The organism is Martinezella sp. CNPSo 3957, from assembly GCF_057784395.1.
The window spans coordinates 85,919-102,861 of sequence record NZ_JBXSOU010000015.1 but is presented as its reverse complement, the minus strand read 5'-3'; the positions used below and the strand labels follow the sequence as shown (position 1 = coordinate 102,861).

Annotated in this window: 13 protein-coding genes; 7 read left to right on the top strand and 6 right to left on the bottom strand. The window is 59.4% G+C overall.

The genetic code is table 11. From position 1 onward, the window contains the following. Nucleotides 1-3: 3 nt before the first annotated feature. The 6 genes from AC13QE_RS26645 to tssH all read right to left on the bottom strand — a co-directional run bounded on the left by AC13QE_RS26645 (nt 4) and on the right by tssH (nt 8,909). Nucleotides 4-1,419, bottom strand: a complete 1,416-nt coding sequence (locus AC13QE_RS26645) for a DUF4150 domain-containing protein (protein ID WP_488485970.1) — start codon at nt 1,417-1,419, stop codon at nt 4-6. Beyond that, a complete protein-coding gene (locus tag AC13QE_RS26640; protein WP_488485969.1) occupies nt 1,419-2,480 on the bottom strand; it encodes a DUF2169 family type VI secretion system accessory protein in 1,062 nt (353 codons plus the stop codon). Before AC13QE_RS26640 ends, AC13QE_RS26645 begins: the two co-directional genes overlap by 1 nt. 6 nt (nt 2,481-2,486) lie before the next feature. After that, the gene (tssI, locus tag AC13QE_RS26635) at nt 2,487-4,811 is read right to left on the bottom strand and encodes a type VI secretion system tip protein TssI/VgrG (RefSeq protein WP_488485968.1); all 2,325 of its coding nucleotides are present in this window, start codon (nt 4,809-4,811) and stop codon (nt 2,487-2,489) included. A 56-nt stretch (nt 4,812-4,867) separates the two neighbouring features. Beyond that, nucleotides 4,868-5,374: a hypothetical protein gene (locus AC13QE_RS26630; RefSeq protein WP_488485967.1), complete on the bottom strand. Its 507-nt coding sequence runs from the start codon at nt 5,372-5,374 to the stop codon at nt 4,868-4,870. 244 nt (nt 5,375-5,618) lie between these two features. Beyond that, nucleotides 5,619-6,095: an Hcp family type VI secretion system effector gene (locus AC13QE_RS26625; protein WP_069613675.1), complete on the bottom strand. Its 477-nt coding sequence runs from the start codon at nt 6,093-6,095 to the stop codon at nt 5,619-5,621. A gap of 66 nt (nt 6,096-6,161) precedes the next feature. Then, the gene (tssH, locus tag AC13QE_RS26620) at nt 6,162-8,909 is read right to left on the bottom strand and encodes a type VI secretion system ATPase TssH (RefSeq protein WP_488485966.1); all 2,748 of its coding nucleotides are present in this window, start codon (nt 8,907-8,909) and stop codon (nt 6,162-6,164) included. Nucleotides 8,910-9,196: 287 nt separating this feature from the next. Between tssH and tssA the strand changes: the two genes are divergently transcribed. The 7 genes from tssA to tssF all read left to right on the top strand — a co-directional run bounded on the left by tssA (nt 9,197) and on the right by tssF (nt 16,934). Continuing rightward, entirely contained in the window at nt 9,197-10,180 is a 984-nt protein-coding gene (gene tssA / locus AC13QE_RS26615) for a type VI secretion system protein TssA (protein WP_488486015.1), read from the top strand. A 104-nt stretch (nt 10,181-10,284) separates the two neighbouring features. Beyond that, the gene (tssB, locus tag AC13QE_RS26610; protein ID WP_488485965.1) at nt 10,285-10,797 is read left to right on the top strand and encodes a type VI secretion system contractile sheath small subunit; all 513 of its coding nucleotides are present in this window, start codon (nt 10,285-10,287) and stop codon (nt 10,795-10,797) included. Between the two features lie 110 nt (nt 10,798-10,907). Next, entirely contained in the window at nt 10,908-12,386 is a 1,479-nt protein-coding gene (tssC, locus tag AC13QE_RS26605; protein ID WP_488485964.1) for a type VI secretion system contractile sheath large subunit, read from the top strand. A 47-nt stretch (nt 12,387-12,433) separates the two neighbouring features. Next, a complete protein-coding gene (tssC, locus tag AC13QE_RS26600; protein ID WP_488485963.1) occupies nt 12,434-13,837 on the top strand; it encodes a type VI secretion system contractile sheath large subunit in 1,404 nt (467 codons plus the stop codon). Continuing rightward, the gene (locus tag AC13QE_RS26595; RefSeq protein ID WP_488485962.1) at nt 13,834-14,658 is read left to right on the top strand and encodes a type VI secretion system accessory protein TagJ; all 825 of its coding nucleotides are present in this window, start codon (nt 13,834-13,836) and stop codon (nt 14,656-14,658) included. The genes tssC (AC13QE_RS26600) and AC13QE_RS26595 overlap by 4 nt, the downstream gene beginning before the upstream one ends. Continuing rightward, nucleotides 14,651-15,160: a type VI secretion system baseplate subunit TssE gene (gene tssE, locus AC13QE_RS26590; RefSeq protein WP_488485961.1), complete on the top strand. Its 510-nt coding sequence runs from the start codon at nt 14,651-14,653 to the stop codon at nt 15,158-15,160. The genes AC13QE_RS26595 and tssE overlap by 8 nt, the downstream gene beginning before the upstream one ends. After that, nucleotides 15,153-16,934 (top strand): type VI secretion system baseplate subunit TssF, encoded by a 1,782-nt coding sequence (gene tssF, locus AC13QE_RS26585; RefSeq protein WP_488485960.1) that lies wholly within the window; start codon nt 15,153-15,155, stop codon nt 16,932-16,934. Before tssE ends, tssF begins: the two co-directional genes overlap by 8 nt. The last annotated feature ends 9 nt before the right edge of the window (nt 16,935-16,943 follow it).

Genomic DNA, 16,943 nt, shown 5'->3' with positions numbered 1-16,943 from the left:
ATGCTACGGCCAAATTAAAGGTACACCAGTGCCATAGCCTGGTGTATATTTTGATACATGAGCTCCCCATTGCGGAGCTGTTGTCACGTCGAACCAGTAGGGCTTTCCTGTAACCACTACGTCTGGTCCGAATTGGAACCTTGGCGTAGTTGTGACCAAGCCCGCGAGGCTGGGATCGTTGTCCACGAGATTCTTAAATTCTGTGTCGATTTGCGTACCCATGTGAGTATTATATTGATTTGGATTACGTGCAACCGCAGCCGCTTGTTTAGGCGTAAGACGAGCCCGTTGCTGAGCAGTGCGCAAATGTGCCTGCAATCGTTGCTCGATGGTCATTATCTCACGCGGTAATGCGGTGCTTCTTGCTCCTTGTACGCCCGCTACAACAAGAGTGCGCTCGGATGTCCGCATGCTTGCTGCGAGCGTCCCTGTTGCCCCTCCAACACCTTGAACAAGTCCCGTTATGTTCTCAACCGATTGCACCGTTTGGGGAGAGGCGCCCATAGCACCTGCGACCTGACCAGCAGCCTGTGCGATAACTGTTGTTTGTGTCTCCCCAGTCCATAGCTGCTTTAAACCGGTTGAGAAGTTATCGTAGCCATTCACTACAAGAGCGGCGCCGCCGATCATCGCAGGGACACCCGGTGCGGCCCCCACGCCGGTAGCGGATGCCGCACCACCGACGCCAGCCAAACCAGCCCCAGCGACGCTCTCGCCAGCCCCACCTATGGCTTGCAGCGCTCCCATACCTCGCGTTATGACGCGGCCATGATTGTCATCAAATTCATGAATAGCTTGCCCAGCGTCGTGGAGCTTTTCGCCGGTCCAATCCCAGGCTTTTTCATACCAAGCCTTATCGTCTTGATCGCTACCATCTGGCGCCTTTTTCTCCTCGGTCGACTGAACATAGACATATTCGCCGTCGGTATTACCGCTATTCAGCGTGCAACGATCGTTGTGGCGCTGCACCCAGACACCATTAGCCCGCACGATTCCGGAAGACGTAACCGGCTCCACAACATCGCCAACGGTGCCTGATTTGCACCCCAATCCCACGCCCGGTTCGTCGCCATAGCAACGGGAAAACATGGAGTCTTGCCGCTTGATGACCATGCCGTTTGATCGGACATCGGGAGAATAATTCTGCTCATCCGAAGCCTTACCCCAGGACATGTAGGGCACCGGTTTATCCGGGGATTTGCAGACATCCGGTGACAAGCATACGGCGAGGGCGTTACTATCTGCTGGAATAAGCTCGGGTGGTGGCGGATTAGCCGCTGCGGGCTTTACTCTAGGACCTTTTGCCGCTTGCTTGCCGTTGTCCGGCAGGTAGAAGTAACCACTAGTGCCGGGAGGAATCCGTACATATTCCAGAGGTTCTGGCTCTGGCGGCGCTTCTGTAGGCTGATTGTCGGCCATCAGCTGACACCTTCAGAAAGATTGACAATACTCATCTTGGGCAGCCCACGGCGCTCCGGCCAGGGAAAGCCAATCCGCCAGGTCAGGAAAACGCGCCCCACACCGGGCCTCATGTCGAAATGAACGCCGTCGAGCACCATTGGGCCACGCGCCGGGCCTGTACCCCGATCGATTTGAATCTGAAGACCAACGCCAGGCAGGCGACCATGGAACATCTCTAATCCCGGCAGGAGGTGATCCAGCTCGAATGGTTCGTCGCCCCGCAGCCAGGGATCTGCCACCAAGTCCGGATGCGCGGCCTGCCAGAAGGAGAAATCGAAGTCATGGGGGAGCAGAGGATGCCTTTCGTTCAGCCAGGCCTCGTCATAGGTTCCGGCTTTCCGTATCCGATCTTCCCAGAATGGCGAAAGCGGACCGAGACTTGCCGGCGCCGGCCTATCGTCGACGGAGCGGACTGGCTCGTCCGCATCCTCGATCTGCGGCGCCAGCCATTCCGATCTTTCACGATATTGGCCCTGATCGACAAGCCCGATCCCAAGGGGGTTCCGTTCGAATATCTCGCCGCTCTCGAGCCTGCCGCCGAACGCTAATCGCCAATCAATGGGCACATAAGTCACAGGCTCTCCCGTGGTCAGATCCCACCCGTCAAGCGCATCCTCTTTCTCCTTGTCGATCAGTCCACGCCACGTCTTGCGAGTCTTTGCCCGCCAGACACGAGGCCCATGAACGCGCAGCCGCTTTTGAACAGGTCCTACTTTCAGGCCGCATGTCCATGAAGAGGCTGCCACGCCATCGGGCGCAAAAGCGGCACCGATAAAAGTCACATCCGTACCTGGCTTGAAGGGTGCCAAGTCAGTGCAAGCCATCTGCGGCGTCTCGTGGGGATCGCCGTCATAGACATCCGACATGACCAGGGGCCGCTGGTTTTCATCCAAAACAAGCGGACCGCCGTTTGCAAGTTTGAACGTGCCTCTAGCGACAACGACACCCAGCAAATCGCCAGCCAAATTATATTGCCGAAAGGCGAGCGCCGGGAAAGGTGTGCGATTGTCGACAGACATAGCGCCTCAGCCCTGTGCTGTCGTGTCCGACGAGGACGGCGAGGCTTCGGCGAAGCCGCCTCCCGGCTTGTTGAGATCGACGACCTTGCCATTGATCTGCGTCGGCCCTGATGCGGTGAAGTTGAAATGCGTCCCCAGAATGATGACCGTGCCGTCCTGGCGCATGATAAATTTGGAGGCGCCGCATTCGATGACGAATTCGTCGCCGACGATCACCTTCTTGAATTTTCCCACCTTTTCGAGCGATGTCTGGCCGACATGCGTGACCTTGCTGACACCGATTTGCTCGGCTCTTGCAACGCCGATGGTATCTGATTTGAACGACCCGACGACTGTGTTCATGATGCCCGGAAGTGGAAAGAGGCTGCTTGCCGCTTCGCCCAATCCACTGCCGGAACCAGACAGATTCGTTCCTGCATCCGCCCTCGGATTTGGCCCTGAGACCACGCCTTCGCGGCTGCCAAGCCCCCCCAATCCAAGAAAGCCCAACGCCGAGGAAGCGATGGTTCCGGCAAATGCGGCAAGTCCTTCACCACCCCCGCCTGCGATCTGCCCTGCCTGTGAAAGCAATCCGGCCGTCTGCCCTGAAAGTCCCTGCACCGCGCCCATTAGCGCCATCGCCATCGGTCCCGTACCGCCCACCACCGTATTCACCGATCCACCGATCTCGTGCTTCTGGTTGCCGCTCACCTCGACAGCGCGATTGCCGCCGATGGAGGCGACCTCGTGGCGGTCCACGCGTTTGGTGCGGTCGTTGCGCACGCGCGTCGTCTGGTCCTTCTGGGCGTGGAAGAACATGTTTTCGCGACCGGCATCGTCCTCGAAGGTCATCTCATTGAAGCCGGTGCCCTTATGCGTATTGGAGCGCAGGACCATCCGGGTCTTGTTGGCGGGAAGGTCGTAAGGCACGCCATTGCTCGGGTTCGGCACCACGCCCGTCACCAGCGGCCGGTCGGGATCGCCGTCGATGAAGGCGACCATGACTTCCATGCCGATGCGGGGAATGACCTGGCCGCCCCAGGTACCACCGGCCCAGCTCTGGGCAACGCGCACCCAACAGGTGTCCGATCCATCCTTCTTCGCGCGGCGATCCCAAGGATACCAGAGCTTGACGCGGCCATATTGGTCCGGATGGATTTCCTCTCCCGGAGGACCAGCGACGATTGCGACCTGCGTGCCGCGGATGCGCGGGCGCTCGGTTGCGCGATGCGGTGTCATCGGCACGCGCGATGGCACGGCTTCGAATTCGTTGGTGTACTCCGGCTGATCCGCATTGGTTTCGTAGGAGGGATCACGTGCGACATGGGTCGCCCGCACGATCACGTGTTCCTCGTAAACATGCTCCGGATGTGCCACTTCATAGGGCGTGAAGCGGCGTCCTGCCTCCAATATGCGTGAGGTCGACCGTCCCAGGACGCGATTGTGGTCGGCCTCGCTTGCTTGCATGCGCAGCTTCTGCGCCCTTTCAGCTTCCGCAACCGATGAGATGCGAGCCGGATATTCATAGAGCTCCCGCTTCATAGCCCCCGGCATTTGCACCAAGGCGGGCGTTGTCGTGCCGGGCACCATCTGCGGCGTCTCGAAATTCCAGTCGGCCCCCGCTCGCTGGCCGGGGATAAAGGCGTAGTGCCGCATCCACTCGGTGATATGATTGCGGTCCGTCGAGCCCTGGGCAAGACGAACCATGCTCTCGCCTTGCGCGGAAGGAGATGGTCCAGCCCATGAATTGGCGCCATCAGCGACGTGCAGCCTGTGACTGCCGTTTTCATGCGAAAACCAGTAGAAGAGACCGTCTTCTTCGAAGCGGCGTGTCAGATAATCCAGATCCGTTTCGTTCCACTGCACCGAATAATGCTGTGGCGGCGGCGGTGTCACAACGCCGGAGACGTCGGGTGCCGGAATCCCATGTTCGGAAAATAACATCTCGACGACATCGATGCTGGTCTTGTCCATCCAGATGCGGCAGTCAGAACGCTGCGACAAAAGCCACATCTGCGGCTTCAAGACCATCGAATAGGAGCGCAGACCGCGCGTGACCGGCGGCCCCTCCTGCAGGCTCGTCACAAGACCGTTGAAGGGACGGCGAATGCCGTCACCGCCATCTTCAGCCTGCCGAACTTCGACGGAGACATCGACGAGACGGCCGATCAAGTCCTGCGGCTGGATGATTTCACGCTTGGCGCGCACGGAAAGCTGGATGTCGAAAAGCGACGAAACGCCTTCCGTAATCACCACTCGCTCCGGCAGGAGTTGGTCCGTTCCAAGCGGCGAGACGACCCGAAGATTTCGGGTCGCCTGGATGAAATCATTGGCCGACGGCTGATCGTTCATAAAACGCTTCTCGCTCTTTGCCTCGTGTCAAAACCAGTCTCTGCACAGGCCAGCCATTAGCCGGTTGCGGACGCTGCTTGTGAAAATCGGCGCTGAAAATTCTGCAGGAGCGTCAGCCGATCGAACTGCTGGAGGATCTCGAAGCGCTTCGACTGACTATTGTAGTAGGCCGCTGCCATCGGCCTATCGTCGCCCTTCTGAATGAAGGGCACGGCGGGATTGCCATAAAGAACTTTGTCGGGCGCCGGGTCTTTGCCGAAAATATCGAGGAAACTCAGTGGAGCTACGGCCTTGTATCGTTCCAGCGCCGTCGCCTGGATGACATTCTTCTTGCCAGTATAGGCATGAACGATGCTGATCTTGCCGTTCGGAACGCTAACGATCTGCTGTCCCGGCTTAATCCATTCGGTCAGAAGCTCGCGGAAGCCTGGCATTTCCTGGAGCTTCTTGCCTTCGAAATAGACATCTTCGACCAGGGCAATCGTATAGACGTAGCGCATAACCTGCAGATGGCTCGTACCGACGACCTTTACGCCCTTTACCTTGTAGCTGGGTGCAACCATGCCAAAGATGCTCTCGGTCGACGTATATTCAACAATCAAATGCTGTGGCGTCAAAGACACTTTATCTATCGGCAATCCACTCACGGGACGATCTCCTAGCTTCCCCGAACGGTCACGAGATGCCTCCCAGCCGCAGATGCGGTTCCGGATTCATCTGCACCAAGTGCCGTGCTTGACTTTAGACATTCGGACGATGTGGAGGCGCCGGCAAATTCGCTCGGCGCCTTTGTTTCACGGCATGGGCTTAGGCAGCCTTGGTCGTTGCCAGGTCGTAGGATGCGATCATCGGCGACTGCGGTGTCTGCGAGTCGTCGTAAGGCGTGTACTTCACTTCCATCTTGGTGAAGTTGAGCTTGATCGTCTCGACCGGGCGATCGCCGTTGGAATCGACCGAGTAGCTGGCGATCAGCGTGTTGGTGAGCGTGTATTCGATGTAGGTATCGCCCGGGTTGCCGGTGGTTACCAGGTGGATGACGGCCTGTTTGCCGGTACGGCCCGAGCACGCTTCCTGGAACAGCTTCGTCGACGAGGAATCGCTGACCTTGGTCAGGATAACTTCCGAAACGGTCGGCTCGGAAGCTTCGCGGTTCGCAGCCGAGCCGGCTGACGTCTTCATGTTGCGCGAGACATTCCAGTGGATGACTTCGATGTCCATCCACTTCTTGTGCTGCTCGTGGGTTGCATCACCCTGAATTCCGTCGATCTGCAGATAAATCGGCATGCTCTGAACTCTCCTGTTGGAATTTGAATTTCGCCTTGTCGCTGCAAAGCGGGTTTACCTTTCCGTCTAATGCCGCATCCGGGCGTTGTGTTCGTCCGGGGCTGCCTTATTCGCCGTGCCGCCTTCCTCGGGGCCAGCGAATTCATTGTCGCCCACCGGATCCTCCTCGATGAGAAAGCGGTGATCGCGAAACCTGATTGTGACGCCGCCGACCTTGCGTCCCTCTGCAACCGCCTCGAGGAAGAAGGTCGAAAGCTCGGGCAGAAGATCGCGTGCGATCATGGTTTCAATGGCGCGCGCGCCCATTTCGCTCGCTGTGGCGCGGCCGACGAGTGCCTGGCGTGCTTCCGGAGCGAGCGAAACGCTTGTGCCATAGGAGAGAGCGACGCGATCACGGATACGGCCGATCTGAATATCGACAATCCCGCTCAGCGTCTCGCCATTCAACGGCATGAAGGGCAGAACGGTCGTTCGGCCGATAAAGGCCGGCTTGAAGTGCTTCTGCAATTCGGGCAGCAGCAGTGCTTCCAGCGCCTCGCCTTCGGGCATGGTTTCCGGATCGGCCGCCAGGGCTGCCAATAGTTCAGAGCCGGTATTGGCGGTCATCACGATGGTAGTGTTCTTGAAATCGATGTCGCGACCCTCGCCATCGCGCAGCGTTCCCTTGTCGAAGACCTGGTAGAACACTTCCTGGACGCCCGGATGCGCCTTGTCGATCTCATCCAGCAGCAGCACGCCATAGGGACGACGGCGAACGGCCTCCGTCAAGACGCCACCCTCGCCATAGCCGACATAGCCGGGCGGCGATCCCAGCAAAAGCGAAACCTTGTGCTCCTCCTTGAACTCGGACATGTTGATAGTGGTCAGATACTGACTGCCGCCATAGAGAAGATCGGCCAGCGAAAGGGCCGTCTCCGTCTTCCCGGTTCCCGACATTCCGACGAGCAGGAAGACGGCAGGTGGGCGGCGCGGGTCGGAAAGGCCGGCGCGTGCGGACCGCATCGCGGCAGAAATCCGCGCAATTGCGTTATCCTGTCCGAGCACGCGCTCCTTCAGCCTTGCATCAAGCGTCTTGACGGTTTCGACCTGGTCGGACAAGAGCTTGCCAACGGGAATGCCGGTCCAGCGTGCGACGATTCCGGCAATCACTTCCTTGTCGACCACGCGGGGCACGAGCGGGGTTTCTCCGGCAACGTCGGCAAGGGTGCGCTCCGCCTGTACGAGGGCTGCACGAGCAACGTCGACGGATGAGCCATTGGGCTGGAAGAGAGCGACATTGTCGCCGCGCAGGCGAACGCCATCTTCGGCCTCTCGACCATTGGGATCGGCGAGCGCGGATTCGATACGATCGGCTTCGGCCGACAGCCTAATTTCAGCGTCGAGCTTGGCCTGCAACCGCTCGATCTCACCGACCGCTTCGTCCTTTTCGCGTTCGATAATGGCAAGACGTTCGACGATATCTGGGGTCGGCGGCTCGGCGGAAAGGGCAGCGGCTTCGACCTCCAGCATCTCCAACTCGTTGCGCAACTCCTTCAGCGCCTCTGGAACGGTCTGCCGGGCCAGTGAGACGGCTGCCGCGGCGGTATCGATGAGGCTGATCGCCTTGTCGGGCAATTGCCGCGCCGGAATATAGCGTGCCGAGAGGCGGACGGCTGCCGCCAGAGCTTCGTCGCGAATGCGCACCTTGTGGTGAGCCTTGAAGCTGGCCACGACGCCACGCAACATGCGGATTGCCGTTTCTTCGTCGGGTTCGAGCACCTGAACGACCTGGAAGCGTCGGGTCAGCGCCGCATCCTTCTCGATATAGCGCTTGTATTCGCTCCAAGTCGTGGCTGCGATTGTCCTGAGCTCGCCGCGCGCCAGCGCCGGTTTCAGAATATTGGCAGCATCCCCCTGCCCGGCCTGTCCGCCGGCGCCAATCAGGCCATGCGCTTCATCGATGAACAGAATGATCGGCTCGACCGATGCACGCACAGCCGCGACGACGCCGTGCAAGCGGCGCTCGAACTCGCCTTTGACACCGGCACCGGCCTGCAGCAGACTTAGATCGAGAAGAAGAATCCGTACCGGCTTCAGCACGTCCGGCACGTTGCCGGCGGCGATCTCCAGTGCCAGCGCCTCGGCAACGGCAGTCTTGCCGACACCAGCTTCGCCGACCAGCATGGGATTGTTCTGGCGGCGACGCATGAGGATATCGATCACCTGGCGCAATTCGCGATCACGCCCGATGACCGGATCAATACGGCCGAGTCTGGCATCTGCCGTCATATCCCGCGTGTACAGCCGCAGGAATTCGTTCTCTCCAACGGCGGCAGCACCTTCGGAAATCTGCGACGGCGAGGATACGCCGACAGGGGCGGCAACCGCGTTCAATTTTTTTTCCAGCGCAACGCGATCAAGGCCGCGCAGCGATGGCGCCATGCCCCGCGCCATGATTCGCAGCGACTGATCGTCGGTCAAAGCGGTCAGAAGATCGGCGAGTGTAATGCTGTTGCGCCCGCATTGAAGCGACGCGACGAGCCATGCTTCGCGCATCAGAGCGAGCAAATTTTGAGAGAGCACCAGTGTGGCACCATCGCCTCTCGGCAGCTCGGCGATGGCGCTATCAAGCTCAGTGCGCAGCGCCGCGGAAGAAACGCTAAGTTCTTCAAACAAAGAGCTAACTTCGGATAAATCCAGTAACGATAGTATCCAATGTGCGACATCGACATTTGCATGGCGATCACGTGCTGCGAGCGAGGCCGCAGCCTCGAGACCGACGCGCAATGCGGGCTCAAGCGTTCTGATCAGACGATTGAGATCGATGTTCGACACCTAGAAGTTTCCTCCCTCTGGTTTCATTTCAACCACACGCTCCAAATCGCGGCAACAACTAGGGCGGTTATTTCCATACGTCCAGATGGACTACAAAAATTTTTTCATGTGGTCAAAAAATTGAATCGTCATAAATCTGTTGCAGAATAGACATGGTTGACAAAGGAACATATCGGTCTAACTATCTCGCCCTCAAATGATGTAGTTCGCGATATGGAGTTAATTCCCTGCTGAACGTCCGAGATATAGAAAATCCATTTGACGAAAATGTGCCTTGCGGAGACAATATTCGCAATAATACTTCTTTGCGCGAAATATACTACAGAATAAAGGATGCGAGAAGCCAGGCTCGCGCAGCAGAACGAGGTATATCACCGGGTGAAAATATTAGCGTTTCACCTCTTTGGACAGATGTTAGCAATCTCGGATTGCAGATTATTTCTTCCAAAAGTAAGGATCTCGAAGTATTAGCATGGCTGGCTGAGGCGGAATTACGTCTTCGCGGTTTCGAAGGGTTGCGGGACGTCTACCATGCAATCGCGTCGCTTTTAGACAAGCATTGGGAGAAATTTCATTCCGTCGGCACGGACGATATCGAAGAGCGCCTTGCGCCGCTTTCGGGCCTCAACGGCATTGGCGGCGAAGGAACCATCATCCAGGCGATCAGGTTGTCGCCCCTCATTCCCGGTGCAAAATTCGGCCAGTTTTCTCTTTGGGACTTCCAGCTGTCGCAACGGCCCAACGAAGTGAAACGGCGCGACGAATTGAGCCAGGCAGTCCTCGACGCAGGTACGGCGGCGATGGGTGCGCATCTTGAAACGGTCAATGGCTGCATTGCCGCCTTCGACCGGCTCGTAGCTGTTCTGAATGAGCGCTGCGGGCAGATGGCACCGCCAAGTTCCAACACGCATAATGTTCTGCAGGAGGCAGCCTTGGCGCTTCGCTCTCTCGCCGGCATCGAGTCGTCTGACGCCGTGGCACCAATGGAATCGCAGCCAGAGGGTGGCGAGCAGACGCAAGCCCGTCCGCGCGCGTTGAGCGCGGAACAAATCGGCTCGCGCGAGGAAGCCTTCGAGCTGTTGCTTGCCGTTGCGCGCTACTTCCGCCGCACCGAACCACACTCTCCGATCTCGATGTCGATCGAGACGATGGTCAGGCGCGGCCGCATGGATTTTTCCGAACTATTGGCCGAACTGCTGCCAGAGCAGCAGGCCCGCAACGCCGTGCTGACGGCGGCGGGCATTCAGCCGAAATCGAACAAGAATGGGTGAGAAATACAACCGTCTTCTGAACTTTTTGCAACCGGCCCTTTCCAAAGTCGAGTTGCGCCACATCTGAAGAGCGAATTTGCCGCTGGCATGGAAGGAGAAACTTTATGGCGAGTGTTCACGAAAAGCTGGAGCGAGTTCGCAAACCCAGGGTCCACATCAAGTATGAGGTGGAGACCGAAGGTGCGATGGTCGTCAAGGAGTTGCCTTTCGTCGTCGGCGTTCTCGGCGACTTCACGGGCAATCCGACCCAACCGCTGAAACCCTTCGGCGAGCGCAAATTCGTTCAGATCGATCGCGATAATTTTGACGACGTCATGCGCCGCATGACGCCCGGCTTGAACATCTCTGTCGAAAACACACTGGAGGGCGACGGTTCGCAGCTCCCCGTCTCACTGAAATTCGAAAGCATGCAAGATTTCGAGCCCGGCTCCGTCGTCAGCCAGGTCCCGGCACTCAAGGCACTTCTCGATGCGCGCAATCAGCTCCGCGACCTCATGAGTAAGGCCGATCGTTCGGAAGAGCTGGAGAGACTGCTCGAAGACGTGCTTCAAAACAAGGCTGACCTGTCCAAGCTGATGTCCGAGCTTGGATTGGCCGAAAAGCCCGCCGCAACCTGATCGTCGTCGGCGATCAGCCAAAGCCGATCGCCCAGTTCCGTTTCAAGCGGCCGATAACGACGGATTTCAAGCTGTACTGATATCGCCCGCATTTCCGCAAGGATCGAAAAATGAGCGCTGAAAGCCAACTGAAGACCAAAGAGGCCGAGTTCGCGCCCGAGGAAAATCTGCTGTCGCAGATCGTGGCCGCCACCAGGCAGACCGAACCCGATCGTGCTCAGGATCTCCTGAGAACGCTGACCGATCAGGCACTCAAAGGCACCGTCACCTATGATCGCAACCTGACGGTCACGCTCAACAAGGCGATTGCCGAGCTCGACCGGAAAATTTCCCATCAGCTTGCGGCGATCATGCAATCGCCTGAATTCACCAAGCTGGAAGGCAGCTGGCGCGGCCTGCATTATCTCGTCAAAAACAGCGAGACCAGTGTCAACCTGAAGATTCGCGTGTTGAACGCTTCCAAGCGCGACGTGTCCAAGGATCTGGCAAAGGCAGTGGAGTTCGACCAGTCGCGGCTCTTCAAGTCGATCTACGAAGACGAATTCGGCACGCCAGGCGGCGAGCCCATGGGCGCTCTAATCGGCGATTACGAATTCGACAATTCCTTCGATGACGTCCAGACGCTGCAGGCGATTTCGTCGATTGCAGCCGCAGCCTTCGCGCCGTTCATTTCGGCTGCAAGCCCGCGCATGTTCGGCTTTGACGACTATCGGGAACTTGCCCGTCCGCGCGACCTGGAAAAGATCTTCGAGACGGCCGAATACGCCAAGTGGCGCAGCCTCCGCGAGAGCGAGGATTCGCGCTTCGTGACACTCGCCCTTCCCCGCGTGCTTGCCCGCATGCCCTATGGCCCGAAGACCAACCCGATCGACGACTTTGCTTTCGACGAGACCGATCATTCGAAGACCGGCGAGCTCGAGCACAATTCCTACTGCTGGATGAATGCAGCCTACGTAATGGGAACGCGGCTGACGGACGCCTTTGCCCAGAGCGGCTGGTGCACGGCAATCCGTGGCGCGGAAAACGGCGGCAAGGTTGAAAATCTGCCGATGCACATCTTCTCGAGCGACGATGGCGACCTCGACCTCAAATGCCCGACCGAAGTCGGCATCACCGACCGCCGCGACGCCGAGCTCGGCAAACTGGGCTTCCTGCCGCTCTGCCATTACAAGAACACCGATTATGCCGTGTTCTTCGGCGCGCAGACGACGCATAAGCCGAAGCTTTACGACAAACCGGAAGCAACGGCTAATGCCGCGGTTTCCGCGCGCCTGCCTTACATGATGGCTACCTCGCGCTTCGCCCACTATCTGAAGGTCATGGGCCGCGACAAGATCGGCTCCTTCATGGAAGCGCAGGATTGCGAGAACTGGCTCAATCGCTGGATCGCCAACTACGTCAACGCCAATGACGATGCCGGCGAGGAATCACGTGCCAAGTATCCGCTGCGCGATGCGAAGGTGACCGTCCAGGAAGTTCCGGGCAAGCCGGGCTCCTACAACGCCGTCGCCTGGATGCGCCCCTGGCTGCAGATGGAAGAGCTGACCACTTCGCTCCGCATGGTCGCCCGCATTCCGAGCAAGAACTAGGAGAGGTAGCGCGGCGATCGCCTCGCCGCGCACCTTCAGTCAGCGCCATGACCGCGACAACGACGGAACCGAGAGCAGCCTGGCCGCGTCAGGTGCATCGCGTGATCGCCATGATCGACGATGCGCTCAACAGGCAGGTCAATGCCATCCTGCACCACCCCGAGTTCCAGGCAATGGAAGCGCGGTGGCGCGGGCTTGCCATGCTTATGCGCCATACCGGCCGATCGGAAGAAGTGAAGGTCAAGATCCTCAGCGTCAGCTGGGCGCAATTGACGCGACATCTCGAGCGGACGACGGAATTCGACCAGAGCCATCTCTTCGAACTGATCTACAGCCGCGAGTTCGGCATGCCCGGTGGAGAGCCCTTCGGTTTGCTGATCGGCGACTACGAGCTTTCTCCACAGGGGCCGGCCGGCGGCGATACGGTCGGTGCGCTCACACAGATCGGCATGGCGGCGGCAGCTGCCTTCTGCCCGTTCGTGGCGGCCGCCGCTCCGCAGGCAATCGGCCTGCAGGACTTCGACGAGCTCAATCGCGTCCAGGATTTTTCCTGGCTCGCCTATGATCCCACCCGCATCCGCTGGAACGGGCTCCGCGCCCGAGAGGATTCCCGGTTTTTGGGCCTGGTCGCCCCGCGCATCCTGATGCGTGCGCCCTATGAGGCGTTTTCCCGCGAGCGCGACGATCGGTTCCCGTTCCGCGAAAGCATCGCCGCCGACGGCAGCACCTTGCTCTGGGGCAATGGTGCATTCGCCTTCGCGATGATCGTCATCCGCAATTTCATCGAATCCGGCTGGTTCGCCGATATTCGCGGCGTGACGCAGGACGCAATAGACGGCGGCATGCTGAGCACGGAGGAACTCGCGCCCTATGATCTCGGCATCGAAAGCAACGGGTTGTCGCAGCAGGCTCCCGTCGAGATACGCCTGACGAGCGGACAGGAGCAACAGTTGTGTGAACTCGGCATCGTGCCCGTAGCGACCACCTACCTCTCTTCTTCCGCGATCTTCAATTCCAATCAGTCGCTGCATGCTCCGCCGCATTATTCGAGCGAGCACGCCCGGCAGAATGCCCGCATCGCGGCGATGCTGCAGTATGTGCTCTGCGCCTCGCGCTTCTCGCACTACCTCAAGGTTATCATGCGCGATGACATCGGCAAATTGGCCGATAGAACATCGATCGAACGCAAATTGAATGATTGGCTGTCGACTTACACGCTTGGCAATGACGACGCCGACCTGTCGCTGCGCACGCGTTTCCCGCTGCGTTCGGCCGGCATAAGCGTCGATGAAATTCCGGGCAAGCCGGGCATGTTCGCCTGCACTGTGCGGCTGCAGCCGCATTTTCAGCTCGACGACGTCTCGACAAGTTTTCATCTCATCGCGGAGACCGCGAATGCGACTTACGCGTTCTCTCACTCCGCCATTCCGCCGCAAAGGATGTCTGCATGACGCTCTCCGCCAAGATCGCCGAAGCTCTCAGCGAAAACGCGCTCGATGATGCGATCGAGCAGGCGAAGGCACATGTCAAAGCAGCGCCGACGGATAAGGACGGCAGGCATATCCTGATCGATCTCTTGATCCTTGCCGGCGACTACGCTCGCGCCGACGCGCAGTGCAACCTTGCGACGACGTTCGCGCCGGAAGATATGATGGGCTTCGCCATGCTGCGCAATCAGCTGCGCGCGATGGCGGCGCGTTCGGCCTGGTTTGACGAGGCGGCCGCACCGGACTTCCCGAACGGACCGACGGCTCTCGACCAAGCGGCACTGAAGGTAGCGATCGCCCACCGCGACCATGTCTCGGATGCGGCCGCGGCATTGCAGTCCCTGGAGGAGATGAGAGGCGAACGGCCGATGCGCTGGAATGGCAAGCTCGTTTCGGACCTTCGCGATCTCGATGATCGCATTCCGCATGCTCTCGAGGTCATCATGACCGGCGGCTCCTATTTGTGGATCGACTTTTCCAGGATAGCAGCGCTTCGCGTCGAGCCGATCGCCCGCCCCCGCGATCTCGCCTTCCGCAGGGCCGAGCTTGAGCTCGTGGATGGGGCGAGCGCACCCATACTGCTGCCGGCGATCTATCACGGCACGACCGGCGCCAAGCTGCTGCTTGGCCGCGAAACCGAATGGGTCGACGAGCCGACGGGCCTTACGACCGGCCGCGGCCAAAAGTGCTTCCTGGTGGGCGACGATCTCGTTTCCTTCCATGACCTGAAGTCGCTGGAAGTCGCACCGAGCTCTGCCGAGACAAGGCGTGCCGCTCATGGCTGATCCGTTGGAGCGCTACAGGCCGCGGGAAAGGATCGTCGCGAGGTCGATCATCGATCGACTGATCGACGAGGACCCCGATCGTCTCCAGGATCCGCCCCTGACACAGGCCGAACAGCTGCGCGAACTGCGTGAATGCATTCGCCGCGACCTTGAGGCTCTGCTCAACACGCGCCGCCGCCCGACCGCACCGCCCTCGATCTATGAAGAACTCGTCGATGCGCTGGTGTCTTTCGGCGTCGATGGTATGGTCTCGGCAAATCTCGTCACCGATGAAGCCAAGAGCCGTCTCGCACGCCTGATCGAGCGGCGTATCGCACTGTTCGAGACGCGACTTTCCGACGTACAGGTGAATATCCTCAAGAACCGCGGCAATGGCGAACGAGCCTTGCGGCTGCGCATCCATGCGACCTTCCGCGTGCATGAGGGGATGCCGCCGATCAGTTTCGAATCGACGATTGATCCCTCGACGCAGCGCTTCCTGGTGGAGGCCAATAATGGCTGACGGCTTCCTGCAGCGCTATAATGACGAACTGGCCGCGATCCGCCGGCGTGCCGCGCGTTTTGCCGATGCCTTTCCAAAAATTGCCGGCCGTCTGCGCGTCACCGGGGAAGTTGCGGACGATCCGCATGTCGAGCGCCTCATCCAGAGCTTTGCCTATTCGGCGGCCCGCGTGCGCCAGAAGCTCGACGACGAGTTTCCGGAGCTGACGGACGGGCTGCTGGAAACGCTCTATCCGCATTATCTGGCACCGCTGCCCTCGATGAGCATTGTGCGCTTCACGCCAAGCAGCACATTGGCATCCGTTCAGACCGTGCCGCGTCACACCGAAATCTTCGCAGAACCGATCGGCGGCGAAAGCTGCCGCTTCCGCACGACACAGGATACGCAGGTCGCGCCGATCGAAATCGTCTCGGCTTCGCTGACCGGCCATCCGATCAGCGCGCCGCCGTCTCCTCATGCGGGTGCTGCCGGTTGTCTGCGCCTGTCGATCCGGGCGCGGGATGCAAACAAGCCTCTAAGCGAGATCGGCTTGGACAGGCTGCGGCTTCATATCGGTTCGTCCTGGCAGCAGGCCGTCGCCATCCACGAGCTTATCGTCAATCACACGCTCGGCGTTGCCCTTGCCCACCACGCCGACGACCGAGCCCCGATCATGCTGCCGGCCAAGGCATTGCAGGCTGTCGGTTTCGAGCCGGATGAAGCGATCCTGCCCTATCCAAGCTCGAGCTTTACCGGCTATCGTCTGCTGACGGAATTCTTTGCCTTGCCGCAGAAATTCCTGTTCATCGATATCGTTGGCCTGACGGCCTGGCCTGGCGAAACGTTGGAAATCTTCATCTATCTCGATGAAACCAGCACCAAGCTGGAGCGCGCCATTTCCGCCCGTGATTTCGTCTTGAATGCCACTCCGATCGTCAACCTGTTTCGCCAAAACTGCGAACCGATCGCGCTCGACGGCACGCGCACGGAATATCGCGTGCTGCCGGACGCCAGGCGGCAGAAGACGCGTGAGATCTATGCGATCGAGAAAGTGGTGGTATCCGCGCGCACCGGGGACGAGGAACAGTGCCAACCCTTTTTCGGCCGCAGCCTGAAGGGCGGAGCCTCCTCGCTCTTCTGGCAGAGCGCGCGCCGTTTCGATGCCGACGACCACACCTCGGATATGGAAATCACCTTCGTGGACCGCGCTCGCCGGGCAAGCGGTCCCCTCGACAAGATCGCCAGTATCGACGCGCTGTGCCTCAACCGCGAACTGCCCGAGCAACTGCCTTTCGGCGGCGGTCACCCCTATTTGCAGCTGGCCTCCGGCAGCGAAGCTGTCGGCTCGGTTGAAGCCTTGATGGCGCCTACGCCCTCGGTGCGGATGAATGAGCAGCAAGGGCGTAACTGGCGGCTCATGTCGCACCTTCAGCTCAATCATCTTTCCATCTTCGACAATGATGGTGCCGCGCTGAAGGATATTCTGGCGCTCTATGCCTTCCGGGATAGCCGCGAAACCAGGCTGCTTGCCGACGCTCTCGTTCGGGTCGAAGCCAAAGCCTCCATGACGCGACTTGGCAGCGGCGGGATGGTGACGGGCACTGATATCCGGCTGGAGTTCGATCCGGCCGCCATCGACAGGCCATCGGCTTATCTCTTCGGCAGTGTCCTCGATCGGTTCTTCGGGCTTTACACCTCGATCAACAGCTTTACCCGCCTTTCCATCTCGATGAAGGGGCAATCGAAACCAATCGCCGTCTGGCCGGCCCGCGCCGCTGAACGGCCCTTGTTGTGACGAAGAGGT